Source organism: Halorubrum trapanicum, from assembly GCF_017873555.1.
GTDB lineage: Archaea > Halobacteriota > Halobacteria > Halobacteriales > Haloferacaceae > Halorubrum > Halorubrum trapanicum.
Genome location: NZ_JAGGKE010000005.1, coordinates 89313 through 103855, shown reverse-complemented (window position 1 = coordinate 103855; position 14543 = coordinate 89313). Strand labels below are relative to the sequence as shown.

The following is a 14543-nucleotide window of genomic DNA, read 5'->3' as shown; positions in this document are numbered from 1 at the left end:
GCTTGCGTCGTCTGCGCCCGCCTCACGGCTGCCCCTTCGATTCCCACCCCGCACCGCACAGCAACCGCACCTCACGCCTCCCCAACCTCGTCAGTCGCCTCCGCTTCGCTCCGGCGACTGACTCCAGCGAGGGACCGAAGGTCCCTCTGGCAGCCGGCGCGTAGCGCCGGCGACCTCGCGCGTGCTGCTCGGCCGCGGGGCGGCCTCGCAGGCACGCGCCACCGCGGATCCAATTATAAGCAATCGTCCGCCCGTCGGGGATCTGTCCCCGAACGCGTTCGCCCGGCAACCCTGCGGTCGAACGGTAGACCTTTGCCGTCTCCCCTGCCAGTTCCGATATGGTCTCGCTGGGACTGGTGGTGGCGCGGTTCAACGACTCCGTCACGGAGCCGATGGCCGAGGCCGCCCGAGAGGCGGCCGCTGACCGCGACGCCGTCGTCGTCGACGAACTGACCGTGCCGGGCGCGTACGACAGCCCGCTGGCCGCGGACCGGCTCGCACGGCGCGAGGACGTCGACGCGGTCGCGGTCGTCGGCGCCATCGTCACCGGCGACACCGACCACGACCGCGTCATCGCGAACGCGACCGCAGAGAAGCTCACCGACGTGAGCCTCGACCGGGACACCCCGGTCACCTTCGGCGTGAGCGGCCCGGGGATGTCCGGCGCGGAGGCGCGCGAGCGGATCGACAAGGGCGCGGACGCGGCCGCGGCCGCGATCGACCTCGCGGAGGAGCTCGACTGACCGAGACGAGACGACCACACACGACACATGAGCGACGCATACGACTTCTCGGAGCGGATCGGACGCGTAGAACCCAGCGCGACGCTGGCGATATCGAACCTCGCGGCGGAAAAGGAGGCCGAGGGCGCGGACATCGTTGACCTCTCGGTCGGCGAGCCGGACTTCGACACCCCGGCGAACGTCGTCGAGGCCGGCAAGGACGCGCTCGACGCCGGCCACACGGGGTACACCTCCTCGAACGGGGTCCCCCGGCTCAAGGAGGCGATCGCGGAGAAGCTCCGCGGGAACGGGATCGACGCCGACGCCGACGAGGTGATCGTCACCCCCGGCGGCAAGCAGGCGCTCTACGAGACGTTCCAGACCCTCATCGATGACGGCGACGAGGTCGTCCTCCTCGACCCGGCGTGGGTCTCCTACGAGGCGATGGCGAAGCTCGCGGGCGCCGACCTCTCGCGCGTCGACCTCGCGCCACACGGCTTCCAGCTCGAGCCCGCGCTCGACGACCTCGCGGAGACGGTCTCCGACGACACCGAGCTGCTCGTCGTCAACTCCCCGTCGAACCCGACGGGCGCGGTGTTCTCGGAGGCCGCGTTGGAGGGCGTTCGCGACCTCGCCGTCGAGCACGACGTCGCCGTCATCGCCGACGAGATCTACGAGCGCATCACGTACGGGGTCGAGCCGACGTCGCTCGCGAGCCTCGACGGGATGGCCGACCGCACGGTCACCGTCAACGGCTTCTCGAAGGCGTACTCGATGACCGGCTGGCGGCTTGGCTACCTCCACGCCACCGACGAGTTCGTCGGCGAGGCGGGCAAGCTCCACTCCCACTCCGTCTCCTGCGCGACGAACTTCGTCCAGCGCGCCGGGATCGAGGCGCTGGAGAACACCGAGGACGCGGTCGAGGAGATGCGCGACGCCTTCGCCGACCGCCGCGACCTCCTCGTGGACCTGTTCGACGAACACGGCGTCGACGTCGACGTCGGCGACGGCGCGTTCTACATGATGATCCCGGTCGACGACGACGACCAGGCGTGGTGCGAGCGCGCCATCGAGGAGGCGTCGGTCGCCTGCGTCCCCGGCAGCGCGTTCAACGCCGACGGGTTCGCCCGGATCTCCTACGCCGCGAGCGAGGAGCGCCTGCGCGAGGCGGTCGACCGGCTCGTCGCGAACGACCTCCTGTAGGCGTACTCGCCCGACGGTTTTTGTCCCCCGACCCCGCACCGATCGCCGTGAGCGACGACGACCCGACCCCTCCCACCGACGACGCGACCTCCCTCACCGACGACCAGCGCGAGACTCTCCTCGACCGCGTGAACAGCCAGAGCGCGACGATCGGTGCGAGCGTTCCCGACGAGATCGAGGTCGACGGGAGCGCCCTCGACCTCTCCGCGTTCATCGTCGAGACCCGAAAGGTCGACACCGTCCCGCCCGCGCTCGACCGGAAGGTGACGGCGGCGCGGGAGTCTCTCCGAAGAGAGCGAGAGCGCCGGGTCGATCGGCTGGAAACCGACGTTCTCGGCCGGGAGACGGCCGAGGCGCTCGCCGACGAGGTGGTCGGCATCGACCGCGCACTGAACGCCTTGGAGGGGATCCGCCGCCCCGGCTTCGCGGACGAACACCACGCCGACACGCTGGCGGGCCACGAGCGCTGGCTCGCGTTCGTCGATCAGGTGCGGTGACTCCTTGCGGGCGCGCCCGGCCCCCTTCCGAAACCCTTACTCGCCGCCCGCGTGGTACGTTCGGGTATGAGCGACACCGCAGCGTCCGACGACGGTGAGGCGGCCGCCGTCGACGCCGAGGAGGTCAGACACGTCGCCGAACTCGCGCGAGTGCGGCTCGCCGACGACGAGGTCGACGAGTTCGCGGCGCAGTTCGGTGACATCTTGGAGTACTTCGAGGCGCTCGACGAGGTCCCCGAGACCGACCGGGAGGAGGAGCTGGTCAACGTGATGCGCCCCGACGAAATCGAGGAGGGACTCTCACAGGAGGCGGCGCTCGCGAACGCCGAGGAGACGGAAGACGGCTTCTTCGTCGGGCCGAAGGTGTCGTAGATGGCGGCCGACATCAACGCCTTCGTGACGGAGGCGACGATCGAGGGCGACGCGGACGCCGACGGCCCGCTCGCGGGCGCGACCGTCGCGGTGAAGGACAACATCTCGACGGCCGGGATCCGGACGACCTGCGGCTCCGAGATGCTGGCCGACTACGTCCCGCCCTACTCCGCGACCGTCGTCGACCGCCTGACCGACGCGGGCGCGACGATCGTCGGGAAGACGAACATGGACGAGTTCGGGATGGGGACGACGACGGAGACCTCGGCGTTCGGCCCGACCCGGAACCCGGTCGACACCGACCGCGTCCCGGGCGGCTCCTCCGGCGGCTCCGCGGCCGCGGTCGCGGCAGGCGAGGCCGACGTGGCGCTCGGCTCCGACACGGGCGGCTCGGTGCGCTGCCCGGCCGCGTTCTGCGGCGTCGTCGGGATCAAGCCCACCTACGGGCTGGTCTCCCGGTACGGCCTGATCGCGTACGCGAACTCCCTCGAACAGATCGGGCCGATCGCGGGCACCGTCGAGGAGGCGGCCGCCGCGCTCGACGCCATCGCCGGCGACGACCCCAACGACGGGACCACGCGCGACCTCGCCGAGGTCGAGGGCGCGGACCCGGACGCGAGCTACGCCGCGGCGGCCGACGGCGACGTCGACGGGCTGACGGTCGGGGTTCCCACGGAGCTGTTCGAGGGGGCCGACGAGCGCGTCGTTTCGACGGTCGAGGCCGCGATCGCGGACCTGGAGGCGAAGGGCGCGGAGACGACGGAGATATCGCTCCCCTCCGTCGAACACGCGGTCCAGGCGTACTACGTCATCGCGATGGCCGAGGCCTCCTCGAACCTCGCGCGCTTCGACGGGGTGCGGTACGGCCACCGGAGCGACGCCGACGGCAACTGGAACGACTCGTTCGCGGAGACGCGCGAGGAGGGGTTCGGTGCGGAGGTCAAACGCCGGATCCTGCTCGGGACGTACGCGCTCTCGGCCGGCTACCACGACAAGTACTACGAGAAAGCGCAGGACGCCCGCGCGTGGGTTCGCCGGGACTTCGAGGACGCGTTCGACGACGTCGACGTGATCGCCTCGCCGACGATGCCGGTCCTCCCATTCGAACTCGGCGAGAGCCTCGACGACCCGCTGCGGATGTACCTCGCGGACGCGAACACGACGCCGGTGAACCTCGCGAACCTCCCCGCTATCTCGGTGCCGGCGGGAGAGACCGACGGGCTTCCGGTCGGACTCCAGCTCGTCGGGCCGAAGTTCGGCGAGGAGACGATCGTCCGCGCCGCGAGCGCGGTCGAAGACCGATGAGCCTGAGCGACGAGGAACGGGGTCGGCTCGCGGACGTGGTCCGCCTCCAGCCGACGAAGAACGGCGAGCTTCAGGACGCCTGGGAGATGGAGAGCGGCAGCGAGGTCCACGGCTACCTCGAAAACCACCTGAAGGAGTACTACTACCGCGACGACGACAGCCTGATCCGCGCGACGGCGGAGGCGAACGACCTCGTCGACGTCGAGCCGGGGATCGAACCCGACGCGGTCGCGCGCGGCGGCGTCCCGGAGACGATCCGCGTTCCGACGCTGGAGTCGCAGGTGGTCGACGTGCTCGCCGGGCCGGACGAGCGCTCGCAGTCGGTCGTCAGCGTGCTCAACGCGCTCCGGGAGGCGTACGAGGTCGATCCGGAGGTCGACGCGGTACGGCGGGCGCTCCGCAGTCTCGAACGGAAGAACGTCGTCGAGGTCGTCTACCGCACCGTCCCGACGTTCCGGCTCGCGGTCGAGCGCGACGAGATCACGGTCGAAATCGAGGCGTAGGAGTCGGTCGCGCTCGACGCCTAGCGGGGTCGCGGGCGCTCCACCGCCGATACGACTTTGTACCGGGACGGAAATCGTGTCCCTGATGGCCGACGACGAGACCCTCCGCGAGCGGTTCCGCCGCAACGCGAGCGGCGTCGCCGCCACGACGGTGACGGGCACGTGGATGGCGGCGTTGCTCCTCGGGGCCGAGTGGTGGCTCCCGTTCATGCTGTTCGGGTACATCGTGATCGTCCCGATCGTCTCGATGCTGTTCGACGAGGAGGAGGAGTCCGAGTCGGTGTACGTCGAGTCGGACGGATCGGTCCGCGTCGAACGAGGAGAGGCGGCGGAACGGGACGACGCGACGACGGGCGACACCGCCGACGCGCTCGAACGGCTGCGGACCCGGTACGCCGACGGCGACCTCACGGACGAGCAGTTCGAGCGGAAGCTCGATCGACTCCTGGAGACCGAGACGCCCGAGGACGCCGCCGAGTGGACGGAGCGGAACCGAGGGGCGGAGCGGACCCCCGAACCGGACCGCGAATCCGAACGCGAGCGGTGAGGTGACCCCCCGGTTCGTTCCGGCGCTGTCGCCGCGGCCGCACCCGCACCGACGCGGCCGAACCTCAAGCTTCAATGCGCGCGGCCGACTCGACCGCGTATGAGCGACCACGAGCTCCGGAAGGAGGCGCACGACCTCGACGTCACCGTCTGGGTCGGGAAGCACGGCATCGATTCGGTCGTCGACGAGACGGCCGACCAGCTCGACGACCGGAAGCTGGTGAAGGTGAAGTTCCTCCGGGCGGCCCGCGGCGGGACCTCGACGGACGAGCTCGCCGAGGAACTGGCCGAGGCGGTCGACGCCGACCTGATCGAGACCCGCGGGAACACGGCGGTGCTCCACTGATGGGCGCTCCCGCGGGAGTGCTCGGACCCGCCGTGATCGGGGGCACGCTCCGACCGTTCCTCGGCCCGCTGACCGATATCGTCGTCGACGCCGCGATCTTCCTCGTCGTCGTCGTCGCGGCGTACGTCCTCTACAAGGCGGTGATCGCCCCGCTCACCCGGCGGGTGTTCGACAGGCAGGGGCTCGACGAGCACGCCCGGCGCCCGCTCCAGAAGATCGTGGCGTTCGTCGTGCTGTTCGCGGGCGTCACGGTCGCGTTCGGCGCGGCGGGCTATCAGGGGTTCCTGCGCTCGCTGGCGACGATCGCGGCCGCGGCGACGCTCGCGATCGGCTTCGCGCTCCAGGACGTGATCAAGAACTTCGTCGCGGGCGTCTTCATCTACACGGACAAGCCGTTCCGCATCGGCGACTGGATCGAGTGGCAGGGGAACTCGGGGGTCGTGGAGGACATCTCCTTCCGGGTCACCCGCGTCCGCACGTTCGACAACGAGCTGCTCACGGTGCCGAACCACACCCTGACCAGCGACGTGGTGAAGAACCCGGTCGCGAAGAAGACGCTCCGGCTGAAGTTCGTCTTCGGGATCGACTACGAGGACGACGTCGAGACGGCGACCGAGGTTATCGTCGAGGAGGCCGAGAGGAGCGAGGCCATCCTCGACGACCCCGCGCCGTCGGTCCGGCTGACCGAACTCGCCGACTCGTACGTCGGGCTTCAGGCGCGGATCTGGATCGACGACCCCTCGCGGGCGGACTTCGTGAAGGCGCGCGCCGACTACGTGAAGGCCGTCAAGGAGCGGTTCGACGAGGAGGGGATCTCGATCCCGTTCCCGCAGCGCACCGTCTCGGGGCGCAACGAGTGGACGGACCCCTCGTCGTTCGGCGGGGACGCCTGACCCTCGGCGGAGACGACCCTCGGAGAGGACGGCTGACCCACGGCGGGGACGCCGGACCCGGGCGGCCGCACCCGGCGGGATCGATAGTAACCCACTTGTGGGTTCGCGTGGTCGGTTGGCCCATGCACGTGGTCGTCATCGGGGCCGGCGAGGTCGGGACGAGCATCGCCGCGAGTCTCGCGTCGGACCACGAGGTCGTCGTCGTCGACGTCGACCCGGACCGGGCGGAACAGCTCAAATACGAACTCGACGTTCTCACCATCGCCGGCGACGGGACGACCTCGGAGATCCAGACGGCCGCGGACGTCGGCCGCGCGGACATGGTCATCGCGTGTACCGACAACGACCAGACGAACCTCGTCGCCTGCGGCACCGCGAAGACGCTCGGCGACGGCTTCACCATCGCCCGCGTGAAAAGCACCGACTTCCTCCGGACGTGGGAGGGGAACGAGGGCGCGTTCGGCGTCGACTTCATGGTGTGTACGGATCTCCTGACCGCGGAGAACATCGTCCGCGTCATCGGCCTGCCGGCGGCGATCGACGTCGACCCGTTCGCCGGCGGTCTCGTCCAGATGGCGGAGTTCGAGATCGCGGCGGACAGCCCCGTCGCCGGGCAGACGGTCTCGGAGGCCGACCGGTTCGAGTCGCTCACGTTCGTTGGCCTGTTCCGCGACGGCGAGATGATCATCCCGCGCGGCGACACCGACATCACCGTCGGCGACCGCGCGGTGGTGATCGGGAGCCCCGAGAGCGTCCAGTCGTTCGCGACCGACGTGGCGCCGGAGACGACGCCGGACCGCGCCGACGAGATCGTCGTCGTCGGGGGGAGCGAGATCGGCTACCAGACCGCCCGGCTGCTCGAGGAGCGCGACTTCAAGCCGCGGCTGATAGAGCGGGACGCCGACCGCGCGCGCTGGCTCGCGGAGAACCTCCCGAACACAGTCGTGATGGAACACGACGCGACCGACACGGAGTTTCTCTCGCGCGAACACGTCGACGAGGCGGACATCGTCGTCACCGCGCTTCGCTCGGACGAGAAGAACCTCCTCATCTCCGTGCTCGCCAAGCGGCTCGGCGTCGACCGCGTGATCGCCGTCGTCGACAGCCCCGATTACGTCACCGTGTTCGAGGAGATCGGCATCGACATCGCCGTCAACCCCCGCACGGTGACCGCCGAGGAGATAACGCGGTTCACCTACGAGAGCGTCGCGGAGAACATCGCTGTGCTGGAGAACGACCAGGCCGAAGTCCTCGAGCTCGAACTCACCGAGGGGTGCGGACTCGTCGGGCGGCCGATCTCGGCGATCGTCGCGGAAAGCGACGTGCGGTTCGTCATCGGCGCGATCACCCGCAACCACCAGCTGGTCACCCCCCGTGGGGACACCGTGCTCCGAGCCGGCGACCACGTCATCCTGCTCGTCGAGTCCGACTCGGTGAGCGACATCGCCTCGATGGCGTGAGGCGCCCGTGACCTCCAGGATCCGAGTCGGTTGGCGAGCGAGCGTGGGACTCACCGGCGACGTCCTCGCCGCGCTCCCGGTCCCGCTGGCGTTCCCGCTACTGATCGCCTTCTACTACGGCGAGTCACCGGTCCCCTTTCTGGCGGCGATCGCGGTCTCGCTCGCGCTCGGCGCGGCGTTCCGATCGGTGGGGGACCCGGAGGAGAACCTCGGTCCCCGCGAGGCGTTCCTCGCGGTGGCGCTGATCTGGTTCCTCGTCGCCGCGGTCGGCGCGATCCCGTTCGTCGTCCCGGGCGTGGGCACGCTCGCGCACCCGGTGAACGCGATGTTCGAGTCGATGAGCGGGCTGACGACGACGGGCGCGACCGTGTTGCGCGACTTCTCGCTCCACTCGAAATCCGTCATGATGTGGCGACAGGTGATCCAGTGGCTCGGCGGACTCGGTATCCTCATCCTCGCGACCGCGGTCCTCTCCGAGATCGGGGTCGGCGGGGCGCAGCTGATGGAGTCGGAGTCGCAGACGCAGGACGTCAACAAGCTCACGCCGAAGATCTCGCAGACGGCACAGCTCATCTGGGGGATCTACTTCGGACTCACCGGACTCGCGGTCGCCGTCTACTTCCTGCTCGGACTCGCCGTCGACCCGCAGATGGGCCTGTACAACGCCGTCGCGCACGCGTTCACGTCGGTCGCGACGGCCGGCTTCTCGCCGGAGCCGCTCTCCGTCGGCGCGTTCCACCCGCTGATCCAGTGGGCGGTCGTCCCGTTCATGGTGGTCGGCTCGACCAGCTTCGTCCTCATCTACTTCGCCATCAACGGCGAGCCGATGCGCCTGCTTCGAAACGAGGAGTTCCACTTCTATCTGGGCGCGATGGGGACGCTCGCGTCGGTCGTCGCCCTCGGCCTGTTCCTCGATCCCAGCACCACATTCGGCGCCGAGGGGACGATTCGCCACGCGGTCTTCAACGTCGCGTCGATCGTGACGACGACGGGGTACGCCAGCACCGACTACGTACAGTGGGCGCCCGCGGCGAAGCACATGCTGTTCATGGGGATGTTCGTCGGCGGGATGGTCGGCTCGACGACCTGCTCGATCAAGTCGCTGCGGTGGCTGGTCGCGCTGAAGTCGTTCCGCCGGAACCTCTTCACCTCCATTCATCCGGAAGCCGTGCGGCCAGTCCGCATCTCGGGGAAGTCGGTCGACGAGGGCGCGATCCGCGACATCTACGCGTACCTCCTCTTGAGCATCGTGATCTTCTTTTTACTCGCCGTGGTCGTCGTCGTCGACGCCGAGCGGGCGAACCTTCGCGTAGACGAGTTCGAGGCGCTCGGCGCCGCGGCGACGACGTTCCTCAACATCGGGCCGGCGTTCGGCGACGCGGGTCCGTACGGCACGTTCGCGACGTTCCCGCTGAGCACCCGGGCCGTGATGATCGTCCTGATGTGGATCGGGCGGATCGAGATCATCCCCGTTCTCGTGCTGTTCACGAAGGCGTTCTGGACGTCGTGAACGGTCGCGAGCGACCGCGACTGACGCGGCCCGGCGTTCCCGCCTCCATCACCCCTTCGACAGTTTAATACAGCGAACGGGCGACTCCCATATCGATCGAGTAACTATGTCGTGGGGCGTCAACTGGAAGGCGAGCGTGGGGCTTCTCGGCGTGGGGATCAAGTACCTCGCCGTCACGCTGCTGGTGCCGCTGATCGTGGCGCTCGCGTACGGCGAAGACATCTGGGTGTTTCTGGTGTCGATGGCGCTCGTCGCGGCGCTCGGCTTCGCGGTCGAGCGGGTCGATCCCGACCCGGACCTCGGCCCGCGCGAGGCGCTGCTCTTCGTCTCGCTCGCGTGGCTCGCGGCGGCGGTCATCGGGACGATACCCTACCTGATCGCGGGGTACGGGACGGCGTCGACGGTCGGACTCCAGACCGGATCGTTCGGTGCGCTCACGGAGTCGATCGTCAACGCCCTGTTCGAGTCGATGAGCGGGTTCACCACGACGGGCGCGACGGTCCTCGGCGAGATCAGCACGGACCGGCACTCCCACGCGGTGCTGATGTGGCGACAGCTCACGCAGTGGCTCGGCGGGATGGGGATCATCGTCCTGATGATCGCCATCCTCCCGGAGGTCGCGGTCAACGGTGCGCAGCTGATGGAGTCTGAAGCGCCCGGGCCGGAACTCCAGAAGCTCACGCCGAAGATAGCCGAGACGGCGCGAGCGCTCTGGCTGATCTACTTCGGCTTCACGATCGTCTACATCGCGATCCTGTACGGGCTTCACCTCCTCGGCATGGCCGATAACATGACCCTCTACAACGCCGTCGCACACGGGTTCACCACCCTTCCGACCGGCGGATTTTCGCCGGAGGACAACAGTATCGCGGCGTTCTCGGCGGTCGTCCAGTGGGTCGTCATCCCGTTCATGGTGATCGCGGGCGTCAACTTCGCGCTGTTCTGGCACGTGTTGCGCGGCGAGGCCGAAGTCATGCTGAAGAACGCGGAGTTCCGCGCCTACGCCGGCGCGCTCGCTGTGGTAACGGCGATCCTCGCCGTACTGCTGTTCCGGGGCGCGGCGCCGGCTATCGAGCTTGGCGGCACGACCCAGGGGGTCGCCGGGAACTCGCTCCGGCAGGCCGCGTTCCAGATCGGCTCGCTTTTGAACTCCACCGGGTACGCGACTGCGGACTTCGTGGAGTGGGACACCGATGCGCAGATCCTCCTCATGTTCGCGATGTTCATCGGCGGCTCAGCCGGATCGACCGGTGGTGGCGTCAAGATCGTGCGGTGGCTCATCGTCGGGAAGGCGATCCGGCGGGAGCTGTTCACGTCGGCGCACCCCGACGTCGTCCAGCCGATCCGCCTCAGCGGAAGCGTCGTCGACGAGGACGCGATTCGCGGTATCATGTCGTTCACGATCCTGTATATCGTCCTGTTTGCGGTCTCGGCGGTGCTCCTGTCGCTCGACGCCGCGCGCATCGGGATCCAGCTGACGATGCTGGAATCGACGAGCGCGTCGCTCGCGACGATCGGGAACATCGGACCGGGCTTCGGTCGGCTCGGGCCGTTCGGGAGCTACCTGTTTTTCCCCGACACGTCGAAGCTGTTGATGGTGTTCCTGATGTGGATCGGGCGGCTGGAGATCGTCCCGGTGCTGGCCGTGTTCATCTCGGCGGTCGACGGTCGGTGAAAAGCTCACCCATCAGGTGCGAAAACGCACTTTCCGCCGTGGGAAGGGGTTACTAGGGACCGGAATAGCGAGAGCGTATCTTCTTAACTGACGAGGATAGTGGTGTTCGTATGACGAGTCCCGACGACCCCGACGGTCAGGAGCTGCTCGACCACGTCCTCCTCCCGGTCGCGAACGAGGAGGACGCGCTGTCGACTGCGCGGGCGCTCGAACCGTACGACCCCGAGCGGGTGACGGCGCTCCACGTCGTCGAGAAGGGCGGGGGCGTCCCCGACAAGACGCCCGTCGAGCAGTCCGAGGAACTGGCCGCCGAGTCGTACGCCGCGGTCCGGACGGTGTTCCCCGACGCCGACGAACACACCGCCTACGCCCGCGACATCGTCGGTGCGATCTTCGACGCCGCCGAGGCGGTCGACGCGAGCGCCGTCGCCTATCGGTCGCGCGGCGGAAACCGGCTCATGCAGTTCTTCTCGGGCGACATCTCGCTGAAGCTGGTGACGAACGCGCCGCTCCCCGTGATCGCGCTCCCGGAAGTAAACGACGAAAACTGAGCGTCGGCCGTTCGGCGGGCGCTGAGCGAAACGAGCGTCCCGCCGTTTCAAGCAAGCGGTAGGCTTTCGGTGGTCGATCCTGAAGGGCTGACACATGTACCTGATCGTCGTGGGCGCCGGCGATATCGGCACCCCGCTCGTCGACCTCGCGACCGCCGGCGGCAACGAGGTCGTCGTCATCGAGCGCGACGAGGAGCGCGCGGAGCGGGCGGCGAGACAGTACGACTGTCTCGTCATCAACGACGACGCCACCTCCAAGGAGACGCTGCGCGAGGCCGGCACCGAGCGCGCCGACGCCCTCATCTCGACGACGGACCAGGACGCGACGAACATCATGGTCTGTCTCTTGGCGCAGGAGCTGTCGATCCCGAACATCGTCTCGGTCGTCCACAACCCCGAACACATGAACGTGTTCGAACAGATCGGCGTCAACACGATGCAGAACCCCCAGAGCCTGATCGCCGAGTACCTCTACCGGGCCGTGAGCCGGCCGTCGGTCGTCGACTTCATGCACATCGGCGAGGAGGCCGAGGTGTTCGAGATCACCGTCGGGCCGGACGCACCGATCGCCGGGAAGACGCTTCAAGAGGCCGACGAATCGGACCTCATCGGCGGGCAGACGCTGATCGTCGCGATCGAGCGAAGCGGCGAAGAGACGCCGATAACGCCGCGCGGTAACACCCGCATCGAAGCGAGCGACCTGCTCACCGTGTACTCGGCGGAGGGCGTGACCCCCGAACTGACGGGCGTGTTCGGCCACGCCGAGGACGGCGAGTGAGATGACCGACCGATCCGACGGGCGGCTCCCGACGGACCTGGAGATCATCGCGCGGGACGTCGGTTCGCTCCTCTTGATGGAGGCCGGGCTGATGACGCTCTCCGTGGCCGTCGCGCTCGGGTTCGGGGAGTACTACGCCGCGCTCGGATTTCTGATCTCCGGCGGCCTGACGGCCCTGATCGGCGGCCTCGCCGTTCGACGGTTCGCCGACGCCCCCGAGCCGAAGACCAAACACGGGATGGTGATCGCCGCCGGCGGGTGGCTCGGGGTCGCCCTCTTCGGCGCACTCCCGCTGTTTCTCGCGGCGTGGGTGACGCCCCCCGCCGTCATGGACACGTTCGTGCCCGCCGCCGCGGCCGCGGCCTCGTGGGACCCGATCGCGGTCGGCGGGACCACGACCGTTTCGAGTCTCGCTTACTTCCGCGACCCGCTCCACGCCGTCTTCGAGAGCATGAGCGGCTGGACCGGGAGCGGCCTGACGATGGCGGTCCACGAGCCGTCGCTGCCGCGGGCGATACAGTGGTGGCGGTCGTTCATCCAGTGGGTGGGCGGCGTCGGCGTCATCGTCCTCACCGTCTCCATCCTCTCGCGTCCGGGCAGCGGGAGTTACGCCCTCTACCAGAGCGAGGCCCGCGAAAAGAAGATACACCCGAGCGTCGTCTCGACGGTCCGGACCGTCTGGAAGCTCGTCGTCGCGTACACGCTGTTGGCCTTCGCGATGCTGTTCGCCGCGATCCGGCTGAGCGAGAGCGCGTACGCCGAGTCGCTCTCCTACGGCGAGACCGCCTGGCAGGCGCTCAACCACGCCATGACCGGACTGACGACGGGGGGGTTCTCGGTCACCGACAACTCGATCGCGACGTACGGTTCCCCGCTCGTCGAGACCACGCTACTGCCGATCATGGTGCTCGGTGCGATCGCGTTCCCCGTCCATTACGTCGTGTTGCGGGATCGACGGTTCCGCGAGCTGGTCGACGACCTCCAGACGCGGTGGCTGTTGCTCCTGTTCGGCGCCGGCGTCGCGGTGCTCTCGATCCAGAACGTCGCCTCCGTTCCGGCGACTCCCGGCGCGTTCGCGACGGGATCGTTCCTCCCGGTTTCCGTGCCGCTACTCGACGGCGCGGGGCTTGACGCCGTTCGGGACTCGACGTTCCAGTGGATCAGCGCCCTGAGCTGTACCGGGTTCCAGTCGGCGCCGATCGGCCGCTGGGTCGCCGGCGCGAAGGTGCTGGTCGTGGGCGCGATGGTGCTCGGCGGCGCCGCCGGGTCCACCGTCGGCGGGATCAAGATCGTCCGCGGCTACACGGTCGCGCGCGGGATCGCCTGGCAGTTCTCGCGCGTGTTCCTGCCGAAAAACGCCGTCGTCACCACGCGCATCGGTGACCGTACGCTGGACCGTGCCACGATGGAGCGGGAGTTCGGCGAGGCCGCCATCGTCACCCTGCTGTGGCTCGTCGCGCTCGCGGTCGGCAGCATCGTGCTGGTCAACGTCGCCGGGCCGGAGTTCGGTTACGCCGACGCGCTGTTCGAGGTCGCCAGCGCACAGGGGAACGTCGGTCTCTCGTCCGGTATCACCGGCCCGTCGATGTCGCCGCTGGCGGAGGGGATGTTCCTCTTCAACATGTGGATCGGGCGCTTGGAGATCATCCCGGTCCTCGTGTTCCTCCGAGCCGGTATCTGGGGGTTAAATCCGTAAGCACTGGAATGTCACCGGCGTCGACCGCCCGCCGTCGGTCCGGTTACTCCTCGACCCGCACCCCTCCCATGAACGACCAGTGAACCTTGTGGCTCCCGTCGGGCTGCGGCTCCTCGGTGACGTGATAGAGGTAGGGACCGTGCGGGCACTCGTCGCAGCCGTCGGCACAGCGGAACTGCTTGACGACCTCCGTGTACCCCTCGTGTTCCGTGACGCGGACGATGTCCTCGTTGTCCTCCGCGGCGACCGGGAGCTCCGCCTCCCCATGGTAGTGGAGCAGTTCCTGCGCGTGAACGATCGCTTTCCGGAGCTCTCCGGGCGAGCAGTCGGTCAACGCGTTCACGAGGTTCGGAGGGAGCCCCTCCGGGGGAGTCGGGCGCTCCGAGGTGTCGGTCATGGCCGGGAGTTGATTCCGATCACATATAACCGATCCGCGGAGGGGGTCGAAGCCGCCGGGGAACGGGCGATTCGCACCTTGTAGAGTAT

Annotated in this window: 16 protein-coding genes; 15 read left to right on the top strand and 1 reads right to left on the bottom strand. The window is 68.6% G+C overall.

The window, feature by feature from the left end; genetic code table 11:
• Positions 1-338: 338 nt before the first annotated feature.
• From ribH to J2744_RS07525, 15 genes are all read left to right on the top strand, one after another.
• Complete coding sequence (gene ribH / locus J2744_RS07595) at positions 339-743, top strand: 6,7-dimethyl-8-ribityllumazine synthase (protein ID WP_209546255.1); 405 nt, start codon at positions 339-341, stop codon at positions 741-743.
• A 27-nt stretch (positions 744-770) separates the two neighbouring features.
• Complete coding sequence (locus tag J2744_RS07590; RefSeq protein ID WP_209546253.1) at positions 771-1925, top strand: pyridoxal phosphate-dependent aminotransferase; 1155 nt, start codon at positions 771-773, stop codon at positions 1923-1925.
• A 47-nt stretch (positions 1926-1972) separates the two neighbouring features.
• On the top strand, positions 1973-2422 hold the full coding sequence (locus J2744_RS07585) for a DUF5788 family protein (protein ID WP_209546252.1): 450 nt from the start codon (positions 1973-1975) through the stop codon (positions 2420-2422).
• A gap of 66 nt (positions 2423-2488) precedes the next feature.
• Positions 2489-2794, top strand: a complete 306-nt coding sequence (gatC, locus tag J2744_RS07580; RefSeq protein WP_209546251.1) for an Asp-tRNA(Asn)/Glu-tRNA(Gln) amidotransferase subunit GatC — start codon at positions 2489-2491, stop codon at positions 2792-2794.
• Positions 2795-4099, top strand: coding sequence for an Asp-tRNA(Asn)/Glu-tRNA(Gln) amidotransferase subunit GatA (gatA, locus tag J2744_RS07575; RefSeq protein WP_209546250.1), 1305 nt, complete (start codon positions 2795-2797; stop codon positions 4097-4099).
• A complete protein-coding gene (locus J2744_RS07570; RefSeq protein ID WP_209546249.1) occupies positions 4096-4602 on the top strand; it encodes a DUF5797 family protein in 507 nt (168 codons plus the stop codon). Before gatA ends, J2744_RS07570 begins: the two co-directional genes overlap by 4 nt.
• 85 nt (positions 4603-4687) lie before the next feature.
• Positions 4688-5149, top strand: coding sequence for an SHOCT domain-containing protein (locus J2744_RS07565; protein WP_209546248.1), 462 nt, complete (start codon positions 4688-4690; stop codon positions 5147-5149).
• A 99-nt stretch (positions 5150-5248) separates the two neighbouring features.
• Positions 5249-5494 carry a YhbY family RNA-binding protein gene (locus J2744_RS07560; protein ID WP_209546247.1) on the top strand — a complete coding sequence of 82 codons (246 nt, stop codon included), beginning with the start codon at positions 5249-5251 and terminating at the stop codon, positions 5492-5494.
• Positions 5494-6387 (top strand): mechanosensitive ion channel family protein, encoded by an 894-nt coding sequence (locus tag J2744_RS07555; protein WP_209546246.1) that lies wholly within the window; start codon positions 5494-5496, stop codon positions 6385-6387. The genes J2744_RS07560 and J2744_RS07555 overlap by 1 nt, the downstream gene beginning before the upstream one ends.
• Before the next feature lie 122 nt (positions 6388-6509).
• Entirely contained in the window at positions 6510-7847 is a 1338-nt protein-coding gene (trkA, locus tag J2744_RS07550; protein WP_209546244.1) for a Trk system potassium transporter TrkA, read from the top strand.
• A gap of 7 nt (positions 7848-7854) precedes the next feature.
• Positions 7855-9357, top strand: coding sequence for a TrkH family potassium uptake protein (locus J2744_RS07545; RefSeq protein ID WP_209546242.1), 1503 nt, complete (start codon positions 7855-7857; stop codon positions 9355-9357).
• Positions 9358-9463: 106 nt separating this feature from the next.
• Complete coding sequence (locus J2744_RS07540) at positions 9464-11032, top strand: TrkH family potassium uptake protein (RefSeq protein ID WP_209546241.1); 1569 nt, start codon at positions 9464-9466, stop codon at positions 11030-11032.
• Positions 11033-11142: 110 nt separating this feature from the next.
• Positions 11143-11583 (top strand): universal stress protein, encoded by a 441-nt coding sequence (locus tag J2744_RS07535; RefSeq protein WP_209546239.1) that lies wholly within the window; start codon positions 11143-11145, stop codon positions 11581-11583.
• A gap of 94 nt (positions 11584-11677) precedes the next feature.
• Complete coding sequence (locus tag J2744_RS07530; protein ID WP_209546237.1) at positions 11678-12361, top strand: potassium channel family protein; 684 nt, start codon at positions 11678-11680, stop codon at positions 12359-12361.
• A gap of 1 nt (position 12362) precedes the next feature.
• Positions 12363-14057, top strand: a complete 1695-nt coding sequence (locus tag J2744_RS07525; protein ID WP_209546235.1) for a potassium transporter TrkG — start codon at positions 12363-12365, stop codon at positions 14055-14057.
• Between the two features lie 43 nt (positions 14058-14100).
• On the opposite strand, the gene J2744_RS07520 is transcribed toward J2744_RS07525, so the two are convergent.
• A complete protein-coding gene (locus J2744_RS07520; RefSeq protein ID WP_209546234.1) occupies positions 14101-14454 on the bottom strand; it encodes a hypothetical protein in 354 nt (117 codons plus the stop codon).
• Between the last annotated feature and the right edge of the window lie 89 nt (positions 14455-14543).

What these genes read in the sequence shown, in the direction of transcription:
- gatA (WP_209546250.1), top strand. Translation starts at nt 2,795, where the DNA reads ATGGCGGCCGACATCAACGCCTTCGTGACGGAGGCGACGATCGAGGGC.
- J2744_RS07540 (WP_209546241.1), top strand. Translation starts at nt 9,464, where the DNA reads ATGTCGTGGGGCGTCAACTGGAAGGCGAGCGTGGGGCTTCTCGGCGTG.
- J2744_RS07590 (WP_209546253.1), top strand. Translation starts at nt 771, where the DNA reads ATGAGCGACGCATACGACTTCTCGGAGCGGATCGGACGCGTAGAACCC.
- J2744_RS07530 (WP_209546237.1), top strand. Translation starts at nt 11,678, where the DNA reads ATGTACCTGATCGTCGTGGGCGCCGGCGATATCGGCACCCCGCTCGTC.
- J2744_RS07570 (WP_209546249.1), top strand. Translation starts at nt 4,096, where the DNA reads ATGAGCCTGAGCGACGAGGAACGGGGTCGGCTCGCGGACGTGGTCCGC.
- gatC (WP_209546251.1), top strand. Translation starts at nt 2,489, where the DNA reads ATGAGCGACACCGCAGCGTCCGACGACGGTGAGGCGGCCGCCGTCGAC.
- J2744_RS07520 (WP_209546234.1), bottom strand. Translation starts at nt 14,454, where the DNA reads ATGACCGACACCTCGGAGCGCCCGACTCCCCCGGAGGGGCTCCCTCCG.
- trkA (WP_209546244.1), top strand. Translation starts at nt 6,510, where the DNA reads ATGCACGTGGTCGTCATCGGGGCCGGCGAGGTCGGGACGAGCATCGCC.
- J2744_RS07565 (WP_209546248.1), top strand. Translation starts at nt 4,688, where the DNA reads ATGGCCGACGACGAGACCCTCCGCGAGCGGTTCCGCCGCAACGCGAGC.
- J2744_RS07555 (WP_209546246.1), top strand. Translation starts at nt 5,494, where the DNA reads ATGGGCGCTCCCGCGGGAGTGCTCGGACCCGCCGTGATCGGGGGCACG.
- J2744_RS07560 (WP_209546247.1), top strand. Translation starts at nt 5,249, where the DNA reads ATGAGCGACCACGAGCTCCGGAAGGAGGCGCACGACCTCGACGTCACC.
- J2744_RS07525 (WP_209546235.1), top strand. Translation starts at nt 12,363, where the DNA reads ATGACCGACCGATCCGACGGGCGGCTCCCGACGGACCTGGAGATCATC.
- J2744_RS07535 (WP_209546239.1), top strand. Translation starts at nt 11,143, where the DNA reads ATGACGAGTCCCGACGACCCCGACGGTCAGGAGCTGCTCGACCACGTC.
- ribH (WP_209546255.1), top strand. Translation starts at nt 339, where the DNA reads ATGGTCTCGCTGGGACTGGTGGTGGCGCGGTTCAACGACTCCGTCACG.